Annotated in this window: 12 protein-coding genes; 6 read left to right on the top strand and 6 right to left on the bottom strand. The window is 73.7% G+C overall.

Annotation, left to right across the window (positions count from 1 at the left end; translation table 11 throughout):
* Positions 1–83: 83 nt before the first annotated feature.
* From M8330_RS04840 to M8330_RS04865, 6 genes are all read left to right on the top strand, one after another.
* Entirely contained in the window at positions 84–572 is a 489-nt protein-coding gene (locus M8330_RS04840; RefSeq protein ID WP_250056603.1) for an Lrp/AsnC family transcriptional regulator, read from the top strand.
* Complete coding sequence (locus M8330_RS04845; RefSeq protein WP_250826418.1) at positions 569–1,978, top strand: NAD(P)/FAD-dependent oxidoreductase; 1,410 nt, start codon at positions 569–571, stop codon at positions 1,976–1,978. The genes M8330_RS04840 and M8330_RS04845 overlap by 4 nt, the downstream gene beginning before the upstream one ends.
* A gap of 38 nt (positions 1,979–2,016) precedes the next feature.
* A complete protein-coding gene (ddaH, locus tag M8330_RS04850) occupies positions 2,017–2,781 on the top strand; it encodes a dimethylargininase (RefSeq protein ID WP_250826419.1) in 765 nt (254 codons plus the stop codon).
* A 148-nt stretch (positions 2,782–2,929) separates the two neighbouring features.
* The gene (locus M8330_RS04855) at positions 2,930–3,907 is read left to right on the top strand and encodes a serine protein kinase RIO (protein WP_250826420.1); all 978 of its coding nucleotides are present in this window, start codon (positions 2,930–2,932) and stop codon (positions 3,905–3,907) included.
* 27 nt (positions 3,908–3,934) lie between these two features.
* Positions 3,935–4,696: a dimethylargininase gene (gene ddaH / locus M8330_RS04860; protein WP_250826421.1), complete on the top strand. Its 762-nt coding sequence runs from the start codon at positions 3,935–3,937 to the stop codon at positions 4,694–4,696.
* 63 nt (positions 4,697–4,759) lie between these two features.
* Positions 4,760–5,908 (top strand): LOG family protein, encoded by a 1,149-nt coding sequence (locus tag M8330_RS04865; protein ID WP_250826422.1) that lies wholly within the window; start codon positions 4,760–4,762, stop codon positions 5,906–5,908.
* Between the two features lie 9 nt (positions 5,909–5,917).
* On the opposite strand, the gene M8330_RS04870 is transcribed toward M8330_RS04865, so the two are convergent.
* From M8330_RS04870 to M8330_RS04895, 6 genes are all read right to left on the bottom strand, one after another.
* Positions 5,918–7,159: a glycosyltransferase family 4 protein gene (locus M8330_RS04870; protein ID WP_250826423.1), complete on the bottom strand. Its 1,242-nt coding sequence runs from the start codon at positions 7,157–7,159 to the stop codon at positions 5,918–5,920.
* Between the two features lie 103 nt (positions 7,160–7,262).
* On the bottom strand, positions 7,263–8,075 hold the full coding sequence (locus M8330_RS04875; protein WP_250826424.1) for a GNAT family N-acetyltransferase: 813 nt from the start codon (positions 8,073–8,075) through the stop codon (positions 7,263–7,265).
* 5 nt (positions 8,076–8,080) lie between these two features.
* Positions 8,081–9,346, bottom strand: coding sequence for a dual-specificity RNA methyltransferase RlmN (rlmN, locus tag M8330_RS04880; RefSeq protein ID WP_250826425.1), 1,266 nt, complete (start codon positions 9,344–9,346; stop codon positions 8,081–8,083).
* Positions 9,347–9,545: 199 nt separating this feature from the next.
* Complete coding sequence (locus M8330_RS04885) at positions 9,546–11,264, bottom strand: glycerol-3-phosphate dehydrogenase/oxidase (protein ID WP_250055720.1); 1,719 nt, start codon at positions 11,262–11,264, stop codon at positions 9,546–9,548.
* A 184-nt stretch (positions 11,265–11,448) separates the two neighbouring features.
* Positions 11,449–12,969 (bottom strand): glycerol kinase GlpK, encoded by a 1,521-nt coding sequence (glpK, locus tag M8330_RS04890; protein ID WP_250055718.1) that lies wholly within the window; start codon positions 12,967–12,969, stop codon positions 11,449–11,451.
* 131 nt (positions 12,970–13,100) lie between these two features.
* Positions 13,101–13,961 carry an MIP/aquaporin family protein gene (locus M8330_RS04895; protein ID WP_250826426.1) on the bottom strand — a complete coding sequence of 287 codons (861 nt, stop codon included), beginning with the start codon at positions 13,959–13,961 and terminating at the stop codon, positions 13,101–13,103.
* Between the last annotated feature and the right edge of the window lie 77 nt (positions 13,962–14,038).

Consider the following 14,038-nt stretch of genomic DNA (forward strand, 5'->3'; position numbering starts at 1 on the left):
CCGTCGATAGGAAACACAATCGCAACGAGATCAGTAGGCAACTCGTGGACAGGGGTGGCGTGCCGCTGGAAGACTCCGGGCCGATGAGTCGAGACAAGCGCACCAGCGAGAAGGCCGAGAAGCACGTCGTCATGGACGACGTCTCCAAGGCGATCATCGAGCAGCTCCAGCAGGACGGACGCCGCTCCTACGCCGCCATCGGCAAGGTCGTCGGGCTCTCCGAGGCCGCCGTGCGCCAGCGGGTGCAGCGGCTGACCGAGGCCGGCGTCATGCAGGTCGTGGCGGTCACCGACCCCATGGAGCTCGGCTTCGCGCGCCAGGCCATGGTCGGCATCCGGTGCGCCGGGCCGCTCGAGCCCGTCGCCGACGCCCTGGCGGCGATCGACGCGGTCGACTACGTCGTCATCACCGCCGGCACCTACGACCTCCTCGCCGAGGTCGTGGCCGAGAGCGACGAGGCGCTGCTGGCCCTCATCTCCGGCCAGATCCGCGCGATCGAGGGCGTCACCGGCACCGAGACGTTCATGTACCTCCAGCTGCGCAAGCAGACCTACTCCTGGGGAGTGCGGTGACCGACCCCCGCGGGGGCTCCGCCGGGCTGCGGCCCGGCGTCTCCCTGTGGCACGACACCGCCGAGGACGCGCCGCCCCGCCCCGTCCTGCGGCGACCGGCCCTGCCCGGGGACACCGACGCCGACGTCGCGATCGTCGGCGGCGGCCTCACCGGGCTGTGGACCGCCTACTACCTCCTGGAGGCCGACCCCACCCTGCGCGTGGTCGTGCTGGAGAAGGAGGAGGTCGGGTTCGGCGCCTCGGGGCGCAACGGCGGCTGGTGCTCCGCGCTCTTCCCCGCCTCCCTCGACACGCTGGCCGCCGACCACAGCCGCGAGGCGGCCCTCGCCCAGCACCGCGCCATGCGCGACACCGTCGACGAGGTGCTGCGGGTCGCGGAGGCCGAGGGCATCGACGCCCGGGCCGCCAAGGGCGGCACCATCGACCTGGCCCGCTCCCCCGCCCAGCTGGCCCGGGCGCGCGCCGAGGTCGCCCACGCCCGCACCTGGGGCCGGGACGAGGCGGAGCTGGCGTTCCTCGACGCAGACGCCGCCCGCGGGGTGCTGGCCGCCACCGGCACCCTGGGCGGCACCTGGACGCCCGACTGCGCCGCGGTGCACCCCGTCCGCCTGACCCGGGGCCTGGCCCACGCGGTCGAGGCGCGGGGCGGGACCGTCCACGAGGGCACCGAGGTCACCGCGATCGAGCCCGGAGCGGCCCGCACCCCGCACGGCCGCGTGCGCGCCGAGGTGGTGGTGCGTGCCACCGAGGCCTGGAGCGCGACGCTGCCGGGCAGCCGGCGCGCCGTCATCCCCGTCTACTCGCTGGTAATCGCGACCGAGCCGCTGCCCGCCGAGGTGTGGGCCGAGATCGGCCTGGCCCGCCGCGAGACGTTCACCGACCACCGCCACCTCATCGTCTACGGCCAGCGCACCGCCGACGACCGGCTCGTCTTCGGCGGCCGCGGCGCGCCCTATCACCTGCGCTCGCGGATCGACCCCCGGCACGACGTCGACGAGCGCACGCACCAGCGGCTGTGGGCCACGCTCGTGGAGATGTTCCCGGTGCTGCGCGGGCACCGCGTCACCCACGCCTGGGGCGGTCCGCTCGGCATCCCCCGCGACTGGTGCGCCTCGGTCGGCCTGGACCGCACCACCGGCCTCGCGCACGCGGGCGGCTACGTGGGTGACGGGCTGTCGACGACCAACCTCGCGGGCCGCACGCTGCGCGACCTCGTCCTCGACCACCACACCGACCTGGTGCACCTGCCCTGGGTGGGCCACCGCTCCCCGGCCTGGGAGCCGGAGCCGCTGCGCTGGCTCGGGGTCAACGCCGGCCTGCGGGCCATGACGCTGGCCGACGCCGAGGAGCGGCTCACCGGCCGGCCCTCCCTGGCCGCCCGCCTCGTCGCGCCGCTGCTCGGCTGACCCCACCTCCACCACCGAGCTGCTCTAGGTTGCCTCCCATGAGGAAGCTCGCGCTCGTGCGCCGCCCCGGTCCGCTGCTCGCCGACGGCATCGTCACCCACCTCGAGCGCACGCCGGTCGACCTCGACCTGGCCCGCGCGCAGTGGGACGGCTACGTCGCGGCGCTGCGCGCCGAGGGCTGGGACACCATCGAGGTCGACGCCGCGGACTCCTGCCCGGACGCGGTCTTCGTCGAGGACACCGTGGTCGTCTACGGCACCACCGCCGTGATCGCCCGGCCCGGGCACCCCGCGCGCCGGCCCGAGACCGCCGCCACCGAGTCCGCCCTGCGCGACCTCGGCTACGACGTGGCCTGCATCGACGCCCCGCACACGCTGGACGGCGGCGACGTGCTCAAGCACGACGGCACCGTGTGGGTGGGCCTCGGCGGCCGCACCACGGCCGGCGGTGCCGCCCAGCTCGGGGAGCACCTGCTCCGCGAGGGCGCGCACGTCGTCCCGGTGCCGCTGGCGAAGGTGCTGCACCTGAAGTCGGCCGTCACGGCACTGCCCGACGGCACCGTGCTCGGGTGGGACCCGGTGGTCGACGACGCCGACGTCTGGGAGCACTACCTCTCGGTGCCCGAGGAGCCGGGCGCGCACGTCGTCTGCCTGGACGCCGGCACGGTGCTCATGGCGACCTCCGCACCGCGCACCCGGGCGCTGCTGGAGGAGCGCGGCCTGCGCGTGGTGGCGGTCGACGTCTCCGAGTTCGAGAAGCTCGAGGGCTGCGTGACCTGCCTGTCGGTGCGGCTGCGCGGATAAACCCGTTGCGGCCCGCACCCGGGGTGCCCCACGCTGAGGCCACCGGGTGCGCGCCGTGCCGCCCGCCGTCGAGAGGAGCGTGACATGTCGATGACTGTCTCCGGCCTGCCCACGAGCCAGACCACCTCCTCTCGAAAGAGCACCTGCGTTGAGCACTCCCTCCCACTCCTGGGACGACTTCCCTGACCTGACCCCCGACCCCGGGGACACCGCCGACCGACCGATCGGCACCGAACCCGGCACCGACTCCGGCATCGACCCCGGTATCGACCCCGGTATCGACCCCGGCATCGACCCGGCGTTCGTCTTCGACTTCCACGCCTGCGACGACCTCGCCGAGGGCCAGCGGTTCTCCACCTGGCTGGCCGTCGAGCCGACCTGCCGCGGCCCCGAGCCCCGGCCGGACTGGGTGGTCACCTCCCAGGCGGCCGTCGACACCGACCTCGGCGTCCTCAAGACCGGCAAGGAGGCGGACGCGTTCCTGCTGGAGCGCGCCGTGCCCGGCTCGGACGCGCTCGGCGAGTCCGTCGTCCTGGTCGCCAAGCGGTACCGGGACTCCGACCACCGCTCCTTCCAGCGGGCCTCGACGTACACCGAGGGCCGCCGGGTGCGGAACACGCGCGACATGCGCGCCCTGGCGAAGAAGACCTCGCACGGGCGCGCGGTGGCCGCCGGCCAGTGGGCCATGGCGGAGTGGGACGCCCTCGTCCGGCTGCACGGCCTCGGCTTGCCGGTCCCCTACCCCGTCCAGGTCGACGGCACCGAGCTGCTCATGGAGTGGATCACCGTCGAGGGCGAGGACGGCCCCGAGACCGCGCCCCGGCTCCAGGCCGCCCGCGGCGACCGCGCGCTCCTGGAGGGATGGTGGGAGCAGCTGCGCGAGGCGATGGCCGCGATGGTCGGCGCCGGGCTCGTGCACGGCGACCTCTCCCCCTACAACGCGCTGGTCGCCGGCGAGCGGCTGGTCATCATCGACCTGCCACAGGTCGTCGACCTGGTCGCCAACCCTGCCGGCTTCGACTTCCTCATGCGCGACTGCACGAACATGGCGCGGTGGTTCGCGGCCAAGGGGCTGGAGGTCGACGAGCACGACCTGTTCGACGACCTCATGGCGCACGCGTTCTAGTCGCCGGGCCCCGCTACCCTCCGTCCCATGCCGAAGCTCGCGCTGGTACGACGTCCCGGACCTCTCCTGGCCGACGGCATCGTCACCCGTCGGGCGCGCACCGACATCGACCTCGACCTGGCGCGCGCGCAGTGGGACGGCTACGTGGCGGCGCTGCGCGGGCACGGGTGGCGCACGGTCGAGGTCGCGCCGGCCGACGCCTGCCCGGACGCGGTCTTCGTGGAGGACACGGCGGTCGTCCACGGGGACACGGCGATCATCTGCCGGCCCGGCAACCTGGCCCGGCGTCCGGAGACCTCGGGCACCGAGGCCACGCTGCGCGACCTCGGCTACCGGATCGCGCGGATCGAGGGCCCGGACGCGCTCGAGGGTGGCGACGTCCTGGCCGCCGGCGGGAGGCTGTGGGTCGGGCTGACCACCCGCACCAGTCACGGGGCGCTGGAGCAGATGCGGCGCCACCTCGCGGACGAGGGCGCCGACCTGGTGGGCGTGCCGCTCAGCAAGGTGCTGCACCTGAAGTCCACCCTCACGGCCCTGCCGGACGGGACGTTCCTCGGCTGGGAGGCGGGCATCGACGACCCCGCCTCCTGGCCGGGGCTCGTCGCGGCCCCCGAGGCCGAGGGGGCGTGCGTGGTCTGCCTCGGCACCGACACGGTGCTCCTGTCCGCGGCCGCGTCACGCACCCGGGCCCTGCTGGAGGGTCGCGGCCTCGCGGTCGTCTCGGTCGACATCTCCGAGCTGGAGAAGCTCGAGGGCTGCGTCACCTGCCTGTCCGTCCGCATCGGCTGAGGCATCGGCTGAGCCACCGGCGCGCCCGGGAGGGTGGGCGCCGCGCGGCTAGGGTCCTGCCCCGTGAGACACACCCGCGGCCGCACCGTCGACGTCACCTCCACCGCCGAGCTCGAGCGGCGCCTGGACCGCGGCGCCCGCACCCTCTCCGGCTGGCGGCTGCGCGGCCTCGACCTGCGCCACGTCGGCCATCGCCTGCGGCGGGCCGACGTCTCCGGCGCCACGTTCCTGGGGTACACGTTCGCCGAGGGCGACGCCGAGGCGGTGGACGCCGGCGGCGCCCTCGTCCTGCCGGCGCTGCCCGACGTGCCGGTCGACTGCTACCGCGGCCACCTCTACTCCGCCGAGGAGCTCTTCGACGCCCCCACCTGGGCCGGCAGCCTCGACGGCCGCGCCTACGCGTGGAGCCAGGAGGCGGACCCGGCGATCCTGCCCGAGGACTCCACCACCCCGCCCACGCTCGCCCGGGCCCTGCACGACCACGCGATCGACCTCGCGCTGGGCCGCTGGCGCGAGGGCCGCTCGCTGGTGGGTCTCATGGGCGGCCACCAGGCCACCCGCGGTGACTCCTCCTACGCCGACGCCGCCCGGCTCGGCCTGCTGCTGGCCACCGCACCGGCCAGCGCCGGCCGGCCCGCGCTGTCGGTGACCACCGGCGGTGGTCCCGGGGCGATGGAGGCCGCGAACCTGGGCGCTCGGCTGGGCGGTGGGGGCCGCGCGGCCGGCGAGGACGCGCTGGCCGCCGCGATCGAGCACCTGGCCGTCGTCCCCTCGTACCGGCCGTCCATCGACGCGTGGGCCATGACCGCCCGCGACGTGCTGGCCGACGCACCGGCACCGCCCGAGGCGGGCACGCTGGGCATCCCGACCTGGCACTACGGGCACGAGCCGCCGAACCTGTTCGCCACCGCGATCGCCAAGTACTTCCGCAACGCCACCCGCGAGGCGATCCTGCTGGAGGTCTGCGACGCGGGGATCGTCTTCCTGCCCGGCGCCGGGGGCACCGTGCAGGAGATCTTCCAGGACGCCTGCGAGAACTACTACGCGGACGAGGACTCCGTCGCCCCGATGGTGCTGGTGGGCGAGCGCTACTGGACCGAGGAGATCCCCGCCTGGCCCCTGCTCTCCGCCCTCGCCCGCGGCCGAGCGATGGAGCAGCACGTGCACCTCGTGGACACCGTCGAGGAGGCGGCCGCGCTCCTCACCGACTGACCAGCAGGGTCACACGGCGCTGCGGGAGCGACGCTCGGCCGCGGCACGGGCGCCGACGACGGCCCGGTAGTGCCCGACGAGCGCCTCGTTGACCGCGCGCCAGGTCCGGCCCTCCACGGCCGTCCGGGCCTGGCGACCCATGCGCCGTCGCAGGTCGGGGTCGTCGAGGAGGCGCCCCACGTGAGCCGCCAGCGCCGTGGCGTCGCCGGGGGTGAAGAGCAGGCCGCCGACGCCGTCGGGGACGACGTCCACGGGGCCGCCCTCGCGGGGCGCCACCACCGGGACGCCCGAGGCCAGCGCCTCCTGCGCGGACTGGCAGTAGGTCTCGTGGCGCCCGGTGTGCACGAACACGTCGAGGCTCGCGTGGGCCCGGCTGAGGTCGGCGCCGTGCAGCACCCCGAGGAAGTGGGCGTCGGGCAGCATCGCGCGCAGCCGCTCCTCGTCCGGTCCCCCGCCGACGACCAACAGCCGCAGGCGCGGGTCCGCGTGCAGCGCGACCAGCAGGTCCAGCTCCTTCTCCGCGGCCAGCCGACCGACGTAGCCGACCAGGGCGCGGCCGTCGGGGGCGAGGTCGCGGCGCCACGCCTCGTCCCGGTGCCGGGGGTGGAAGGAGACGGCGTCGACGCCCCGGGGCCACCGGTAGGTCTCGGGGACGTCCAGGGCCTCGAGCTGGGTGAGCGAGGCCGTCGAGGGCGCCAGCGTCCGGTCGACGCGGGTGTGGATGCGGCGGGTCAGCGCGGCCATCGCCCGCCCACCCGCACCGGGGACGTAGCGGTCGGCGAAGCTGACCATGTCGGTCTGGTAGATCGCCACGGACGGGACCCCGCACTGCGCCGCCGCCAGGGCCGCCTGGTGCCCCAGGGTGGCGGGCGAGGCGATGTGCACGACGTCGGGGCGGAAGCGCAGCATGACCTGCCGCAGCCGCCGCCGCGTCTCCAGCCCGAGACGGAAGTTCGGGTACCACGGCAGCGGCGTGGAGAACGCCTGCGTGACCGGGAAGCCGCAGTAGGTGGCCGGCCCGCTGGGGGCGACCAGCTCGGCGACGTGACCCTCCTCGGCGAGGTGCTCGAGCACCCGACGCACCGAGTTGGTCACCCCGTTCACCGCCGGCAGGAACGACTCGGTGACCACCAGCACCCGCAGCCGCTCCTGCCCGCCGGTGCGGGGCAGGACGCGCAGGGTGTCTCGTGCCGAGTCGCGCGGGGTGTCGTGCGGGGACGAGGGGGTGACGGACGCCGTCAGCGTGCTCATGGCCCTCAGGTTCCGAGCCGTGGCCGACCAGGGGTCTACCTCTCGGGGCGATGTCGCCGTCGGGTGGGTGAACAGCGTCCGAACCCGAGCACGGAGCCGGCGGTCACAGCGGCAGGCGCAGCGTCTCCTCGCGACCGACGACCTCGAAGCCCGCGCGGCGCAGGATGGGGGCCGAGGTCTCGACCCGTCCCTTCACCAGGGCCAGGTCCGCTCCCAGCAGCACGCCCCGATCGAGCCGGGACGCGAGCAACGCCCGGTAGACGCCACGCCCGCGTGCGTCCTCGAGCACGCCGCCGCCCCAGAGCCGCGCGGTCGCCGAGCCCCGGGCCAGGCCCGCCACGCCGACGGCGCGCCCCTCCAGGTAGGCGACGAGCTGCCCGGCACCCGTGGCCAGCTCGGCCCGGGCCTCGGCCAGCGACCGCTCGGCGCGCGCGGTGTCGGCCGGGTCGGGCACCTCACCGCCGAACACGGACGCCTCGACCACGCCGAAGTCCCGGGCGGTGGGCAGGTCGTCCACCCAGGAGACGGTGACCCCGGGCCACTCCCCCAGGTCGGCGGCACCGCCCGAGGAGCACCCGGACAGGTCGGCGGCCAGCACGTCGAGCGTCTCGGCCACCTCGGCACCGCGGCGCCGCAGCTCCGGCACGAGGTCGGCGGGCGCGTCCATCCGCGCCTGCACGGCCAGGTGGGTGAGCGCCGGGCGACCGGCGGCGAGGTCGCGCGCAGCGTCCAGGACCTCCTCGAGCACGCCCGCGACCGGGCGCGAGGTGTGCAGCCGAAGCAGCTGGAGCGGCTCGTGGAACCAGTCCGGGTAGGCGACGAGCAGGTGCTCGTCCGTCTCGACGACCCGGGCGTCGTCCGGGTACCAGGTCCACGCGGCGCTCTCGGCGGCGACGCGGCCCAGGTCCAGCGGCACGCGGCTCAGGCCTCCGAGGCGGCGAGCTGGCCGCAGGCGCCGTCGATCTCCTGGCCGCGGGTGTCGCGGACGGTCGCGGGGATGCCGCGTGCCTCGAGACGACGCACGAACTCGGCCTCGTCCTGGGGGTCCGAGGCCGTCCACTTCGAGCCGGGCGTGGGGTTGAGCGGGATGAGGTTGACGTGCACCCAGCCCCAGTCGCGCTCACCGGTCTCGCCGTAGAGGACGTCGGCCAGCAGGTCGGCGCGCCACGCCTGGTCGTTGATGCCGGCCATCATGGCGTACTCGATGGAGACGCGGCGCTTGGTGGCCTGGGCGTACTCCCACGCCGCCTGGACGGTCTCGGCGACCGAGAAGCGGGTGTTGATCGGCACGAGCTCGTTGCGCAGCTCGTCGTCGGGGGCGTGCAGGCTCAGCGCGAGCGTGACCGGCACGTTCTCGTCCTTGAGCTGGCGGATGCGGGGCACCAGGCCGACGGTGGAGACGGTGACGCCGCGGGCCGACATGCCGAGCCCGTCGGGCGCCGGGTCGGTGAGCCGGCGGACGGCACCGACGACGGCCTTGTAGTTGGCCAGCGGCTCGCCCATGCCCATGAACACGACGTTGTTGACGCGGCCGGGGCCACCGGGCACCTCGCCGCGCTCGAGGCTGCGCGCGCCGGCCATGACCTGCTCGACGATCTCGGCGGTGGACATGTTGCGCTGCAGGCCGCCCTGGCCCGTGGCGCAGAACGGGCAGGCCATGCCGCAGCCGGCCTGGGAGGAGACGCACATGGTGGTGCGGCCGGGGTAACGCATGAGGACGGACTCGACCAGCGCCCCGTCGAAGAGCCGCCACAGCGTCTTGCGGGTGGTGCCCTTGTCGGCGGTCTGGGTCCGCAGCTCGGTCATGAGCGAGGGCAGCAGCGTGGAGACCAGCTGGTCGCGCTGACCGGCCGGCAGGTCGGTCATCTGCGCCGGGTCGTCCACGAGCCGGGCGAAGTAGTGGGTCGAGAGCTGCTTGGCGCGGAAGCCGGGCAGGCCGTTGTCCTCCAGCAGCTTCTTGCGGCCGGCCGGGTCGAGGTCGGCCAGGTGGGCCGGCGGCTTGCCCCGGCCCTTCGGCGCCTCGAAGACCAGCGGCAGCTGCTTCTCCCCACCGGTGGGCTGGGGCGGGAGCTTCGCCGCGATCTCGGCGTCGATCGCGGCCTCGCGCTCGGCAGAGGTGGGCAGCGCCGCGAGGTCGGCGTTCTCGTCCGGCGCGGCGGTGTCGGGGGTCTGCTGCTGGTCAGTCATGGCCCGCCCAGTCTCGCACCGTCGTCCACCTGCGGGCGAACCCCCGGACGGCAGCCCGGAGACGGATAGTGCGCGACGTTCCGCACCCGACACGCCGGGGTGTCGGTGCGGAACGTCGCGCACTATCGGACGGTCAGGCCCGGATCAGGCCCGGATCAGGCCCGGATCAGGCCCTGATCAAACCCGGATCAGCACGGGATCAGGCCAGCGGGACGACGTCGGCGGCGCCGAGGCGGGCGGCGTCGGCGGTCGCGTCGTCGGGCATGGTCTGGCTCTCGCGCTCGGCGGCGACCCGCTTGTTGTAGTGGTCGATCTCGAGCGCGGTCTGCTCCTTGCTCCAGCCGAGCACCGGGGCGACCAGCTCGGCGGCCTCCTCGGCCACGCCGGTGCCACGGTCGAAGGTCTCGACCGAGATCCGGGTGCGACGCGTCAGCACGTCGTCCAGGTGCCGGGCACCCTCGTGGCTGGCGGCGTAGACGACCTCGGCGCGCAGGTAGTCCTGCGCACCGGCCAGCGGCTGACCCAGGTCGGGGTCGGCGTCGACCAGCGCGAGCAGCTCGTGCACGAGCGAGCCGTAGCGCTTGAGCAGGTGCTCGATCCACACCTCGTGCAGCCCGTGCCGGCGGGCCAGCACGTGCCGGGAGTTCCACAGGGCCTGGTAGCCCTCGGCCCCCAGCAGCGGGACGTCCTCGGTGGCCGACGCCGGCACGCTGCGGTCGAAGTGGTCGGCCAGGCCGAACACGACCTCGTCGACGGCGTCCTTCGCCATGACGCGGTAGGTCGTGTACTTGCCGCCGGCGACGACGACCAGGCCGGGGGCCGGGTGGCCCACGGCGTGCTCGCGGGAGAGCTTGGACGTGGCCTCGGACTCGCCCTGCAGGAGCGGCCGCAGACCGGCGTAGACGCCCTCGACGTCCTCGCGGGTCAGCGGGGTCTCGAGCACCTCGTTGACGTGGTCGAGCAGGTAGTCGATGTCGGCCTCGGAGGCGGCCGGGTGCGACTTGTCCAGGCTCCAGTCGGTGTCGGTGGTGCCGATGATCCAGTGCCGGCCCCACGGGATGACGAAGAGCACGGACTTCTCGGTGCGCAGGATCATCCCGACCTCGGCGCGGATGCGGTCCTTCGGCACGACCAGGTGCACGCCCTTGGAGGCCCGCACGTGGAACTGCCCGCGGGCGCCGCCCAGGCTCTGGGTCTCGTCGGTCCACACGCCGGTGGCGTTGAGGACCTGCTTGGCGCGGACGGTGATCTTCTCGCCGGACTCCAGGTCGTGGATGACGGCACCGGTGACGCGCTCGCCCTCGCGGACCAGCTCGGTGACGCGGGCGCGGCTGGCCACGTCCGCGCCGTAGGCGGCGGCGGTGCGGGCCAGGAACATCGTGTGCCGGGCGTCGTCGACCTGGGCGTCGTAGTACTGCAGCGCGCCGACGAGGGCGTCCTTCTTCAGCGACGGCACCTTTTTCATCGCCCCGCGACGGGTCAGGTGCTTGTGCATGGGGACGCCGGTCTTGCCGGCGGCGCGCGCCATGACGTCGTACATCATCACGCCGGTGCCGGCGTAGAGCCGCTCCCAGCCCTTGCCCTTCAGCGGGTACAGGAACGGCACCGGGTGGACGAGGTGGGGCGCGAGCTTCTGCAGGAGCAGGCCGCGCTCCTTCAGCGCCTCGGCGACGAGGCGGAAGTCGAGCATCTCCAGGTAGCGCAGGCCGCCGTGGATGAGCTTGGAGGAGCGGCTGGAGGTGCCGGAGGCGAAGTCGCGGGCCTCGACGAGGCCGACGCGCAGGCCGCGGGTGGCCGCGTCGAGCGCGGAGCCGGTGCCGACGACGCCGCCGCCGATGACGAGGATGTCGAGCTCGTCCTCGGCCATGCGGCGCAGGGACTCGGCTCGGAACTCGGGGGACAGTGCTACCGATCGCATGGGTTGAAGTCTTTCTCGCAGGTGCTGCGTCCGGGTCGCTCGCAGGGGTGACGATCCGGTGGAGGGAGGGTGAGGTCGGTGACACCGACCCCGTGATGCTGCTGTGGTGCTGCTGCCGTCGGGCTGCTCCGGGAGTGGAGACGGCTGCGCCCCGGCGTCCCGGGTGGGACGCCGGGGCACGGCCTCAGTCCTCGATGTCGACCCAGTCCAGGGTCCGCTCGACGGCCTTCTTCCACTTGGTGTAGCCGCTGCTGCGCTGCTCCTCGTCCCACTCGGGGCTCCAGCGCTTGGCCTCGGCCCAGTTCTGGCGCAGCTCGTCGGTGTCCTTCCAGAAGCCGACGGCCAGGCCGGCGGCGTAGGCGGCACCCAGGCAGGTGGTCTCGGCGACGACCGGGCGGCTGACCTCGACGCCCAGGACGTCGGCCTGGATCTGCATGCACAGCTCGTTGGCGGTCACGCCGCCGTCGACCTTGAGCACCTCGAGCTTGACGCCGGAGTCGGCCTCCATCGCCTCCGCGACGTCGCGGGACTGGTAGCAGATCGCCTCCAGCGTCGCGCGCGCCACGTGGGCGTTGGTGTTGTAGCGCGAGAGGCCGACGATCGCGCCGCGGGCGTCGGAGCGCCAGTACGGAGCGAACAAGCCGGAGAAGGCGGGGACGAAGTAGACGCCGCCGTTGTCCTCGACCTGGCGGGCCAGGGCCTCGGACTGGGAGGCGCCGGAGATGATCCCCAGCTGGTCGCGCAGCCACTGCACGGCCGAGCCGGTGACGGCGATCGAGCCCTCGAGGGCGTAGACCGGCTTCTCGTCGCCGAACCGGTAGGCCACCGTGGTGAGCAGGCCCGACTTCGAGCGCACGGGCTCGGTGCCGGTGTTGAGCAGCATGAAGTTGCCGGTGCCGTAGGTGTTCTTGGCCTCGCCCGGGGCGAAGCAGACCTGGCCCACGGTGGCGGCCTGCTGGTCACCGAGGATGCCGGTGAGCGCGACGTCGCCGCCGAAGGGGCCCTGCGGGTCGGTCGTGCCGTAGCCCTCGGGCTCGGAGGAGGACTTGATCTCCGGGAGCATCGAGCGCGGGATGTCGAAGACCTCCAGCAGCTCGGTGTCCCACTCGCAGGTCTCCAGGTCCATCAGCATGGTGCGGCTGGCGTTGGTGACATCGGTGATGTGGGAGCCGCCGGCGGTGCCGCCGGTCAGGTTCCAGATCAGCCAGGAGTCGGTGGTGCCGAAGATGGCGTCGCCGGCCTCGGCGGCCGCGCGCAGGCCGTCCACGTTCTCGAGCAGCCACTTGATCTTGCCGCCGGCGAAGTACGGGCTCGGGGTGAGGCCGGTGCGCTCACGGATGAGGTCGCCGTGGCCCTCGCGCTCCAGGCGGTTGGCGATCGCGTCGGTGCGCGTGTCCTGCCAGACGATGGCGTTGTAGTAGGGGCGGCCGGTCCTCCGGTCCCACACCACGGTGGTCTCGCGCTGGTTGGTGATGCCCACGGCGGCGAGGTCGGCGGCGGTCACGCCCGCCTTGGACATCGCGGTCTGGATGACGGAGCGGGTGCGCTCCCAGATCTCCACCGGGTCGTGCTCGACCCAGCCGGCCTTCGGCATGATCTGGGTGTGCTCGAGCTGGTGGCGAGCCACCTCCTGACCGGCGTGGTCGAAGATCATGAAGCGGGTGCTGGTGGTGCCCTGGTCGACGGCTCCGACGTAGGTCGTCATGAGCTGCTCCTTCCGTGCCGGGCTGCGGTGCCCGGCTGCCTGGGTGTGTCTGGCGTTCGTGGTGGTGGTGGGGCTGCCTGCCCCGACTCTGGTGGACGCGGGGACCGGTTGGCCAGGTCCCCCGGTGGGGCTCAGCGAGCCGGGACGGGCTCGCCGACGCGGCGGTCGCTCTCGTCCTCGCCGGCGACCGGGCCGTCGAGCTCGTCGCTCGGCTCGTCCGGGTCGGTGAGGTTGCGCTCGATGAGCAGCTTGAACAGGCCGCCGCCGATGAGGCCGCCCGCGATCGGGGCGACGATCGGGAGCCAGAAGTACAAGGTGCCGTTCTGGTCGCGCATCGCGCCGCCGTAGCCGGTGATCAGCGAGGCCAGGCGCGGGCCGAGGTCGCGCGCCGGGTTGATGGCGTAGCCGGCGTTGGCGCCCCACGCCATGCCGATCGCGACCACGAGCAGGCCGACCAGGAGCGGGCCCATGTTGGCCATGGGCGGGTTGTTCCACGCGGTGGTCAGCGCGAAGATCACGAACACCAGGATGGCGGTGCCCACGACCTGGTCGAAGAACGCGGTGGTGAGGGTGACGTCGGCGCCACCGTTGCCGGGCAGCGTGGAGAAGATGCCCTGGGTGGCGATGGTGTGGCCCGGGTCGACGGCGTCGATCAGGTCGGCGTAGGTGAAGCGGACGATGAGCGCCGCGATGAAGGCGCCCACGAGCTGGGCGGCCGAGTACGGCAGCACCTTGCGCCACGGGAACCCCTTGTAGGTGGCCAGCGCGATGGTGACGGCCGGGTTCAGGTGGGCGCCGGAGATGCGCGCCGAGACGTAGACGCCGAGCGTGACGCCCAGGCCCCAGGCCCAGGCGATCGAGTTGTGGTCCCCGTTCGCGCCGTCGGTGCTGGTGACGACCTGTGCCACCACCCCGCAGCCGAAGAGGATGAGGATGGCGGTGCCGGCGAGCTCGGCACTCAGCTCCCCGATGAACTGACGCTTGTTCTTCACAACGTGTTCCTTCCCAGTCGGTGGCGCGACGACCGACGCAGGAGGCAGTCGTGACGCCTGACACAGACTGCTTGGTG

The organism is Nocardioides bruguierae (genome assembly GCF_023656415.1).
GTDB classification, from domain to species: domain Bacteria; phylum Actinomycetota; class Actinomycetes; order Propionibacteriales; family Nocardioidaceae; genus Nocardioides; species Nocardioides bruguierae.

Coding starts and splice junctions, on each gene's coding strand:
- M8330_RS04840 (WP_250056603.1), top strand. CDS start 84: ATGAGTCGAGACAAGCGCACCAGCGAGAAGGCCGAGAAGCACGTCGTC.
- ddaH (WP_250826419.1), top strand. CDS start 2,017: ATGAGGAAGCTCGCGCTCGTGCGCCGCCCCGGTCCGCTGCTCGCCGAC.
- ddaH (WP_250826421.1), top strand. CDS start 3,935: ATGCCGAAGCTCGCGCTGGTACGACGTCCCGGACCTCTCCTGGCCGAC.
- M8330_RS04870 (WP_250826423.1), bottom strand. CDS start 7,159: ATGAGCACGCTGACGGCGTCCGTCACCCCCTCGTCCCCGCACGACACC.
- rlmN (WP_250826425.1), bottom strand. CDS start 9,346: ATGACTGACCAGCAGCAGACCCCCGACACCGCCGCGCCGGACGAGAAC.
- M8330_RS04885 (WP_250055720.1), bottom strand. CDS start 11,264: ATGCGATCGGTAGCACTGTCCCCCGAGTTCCGAGCCGAGTCCCTGCGC.
- glpK (WP_250055718.1), bottom strand. CDS start 12,969: ATGACGACCTACGTCGGAGCCGTCGACCAGGGCACCACCAGCACCCGC.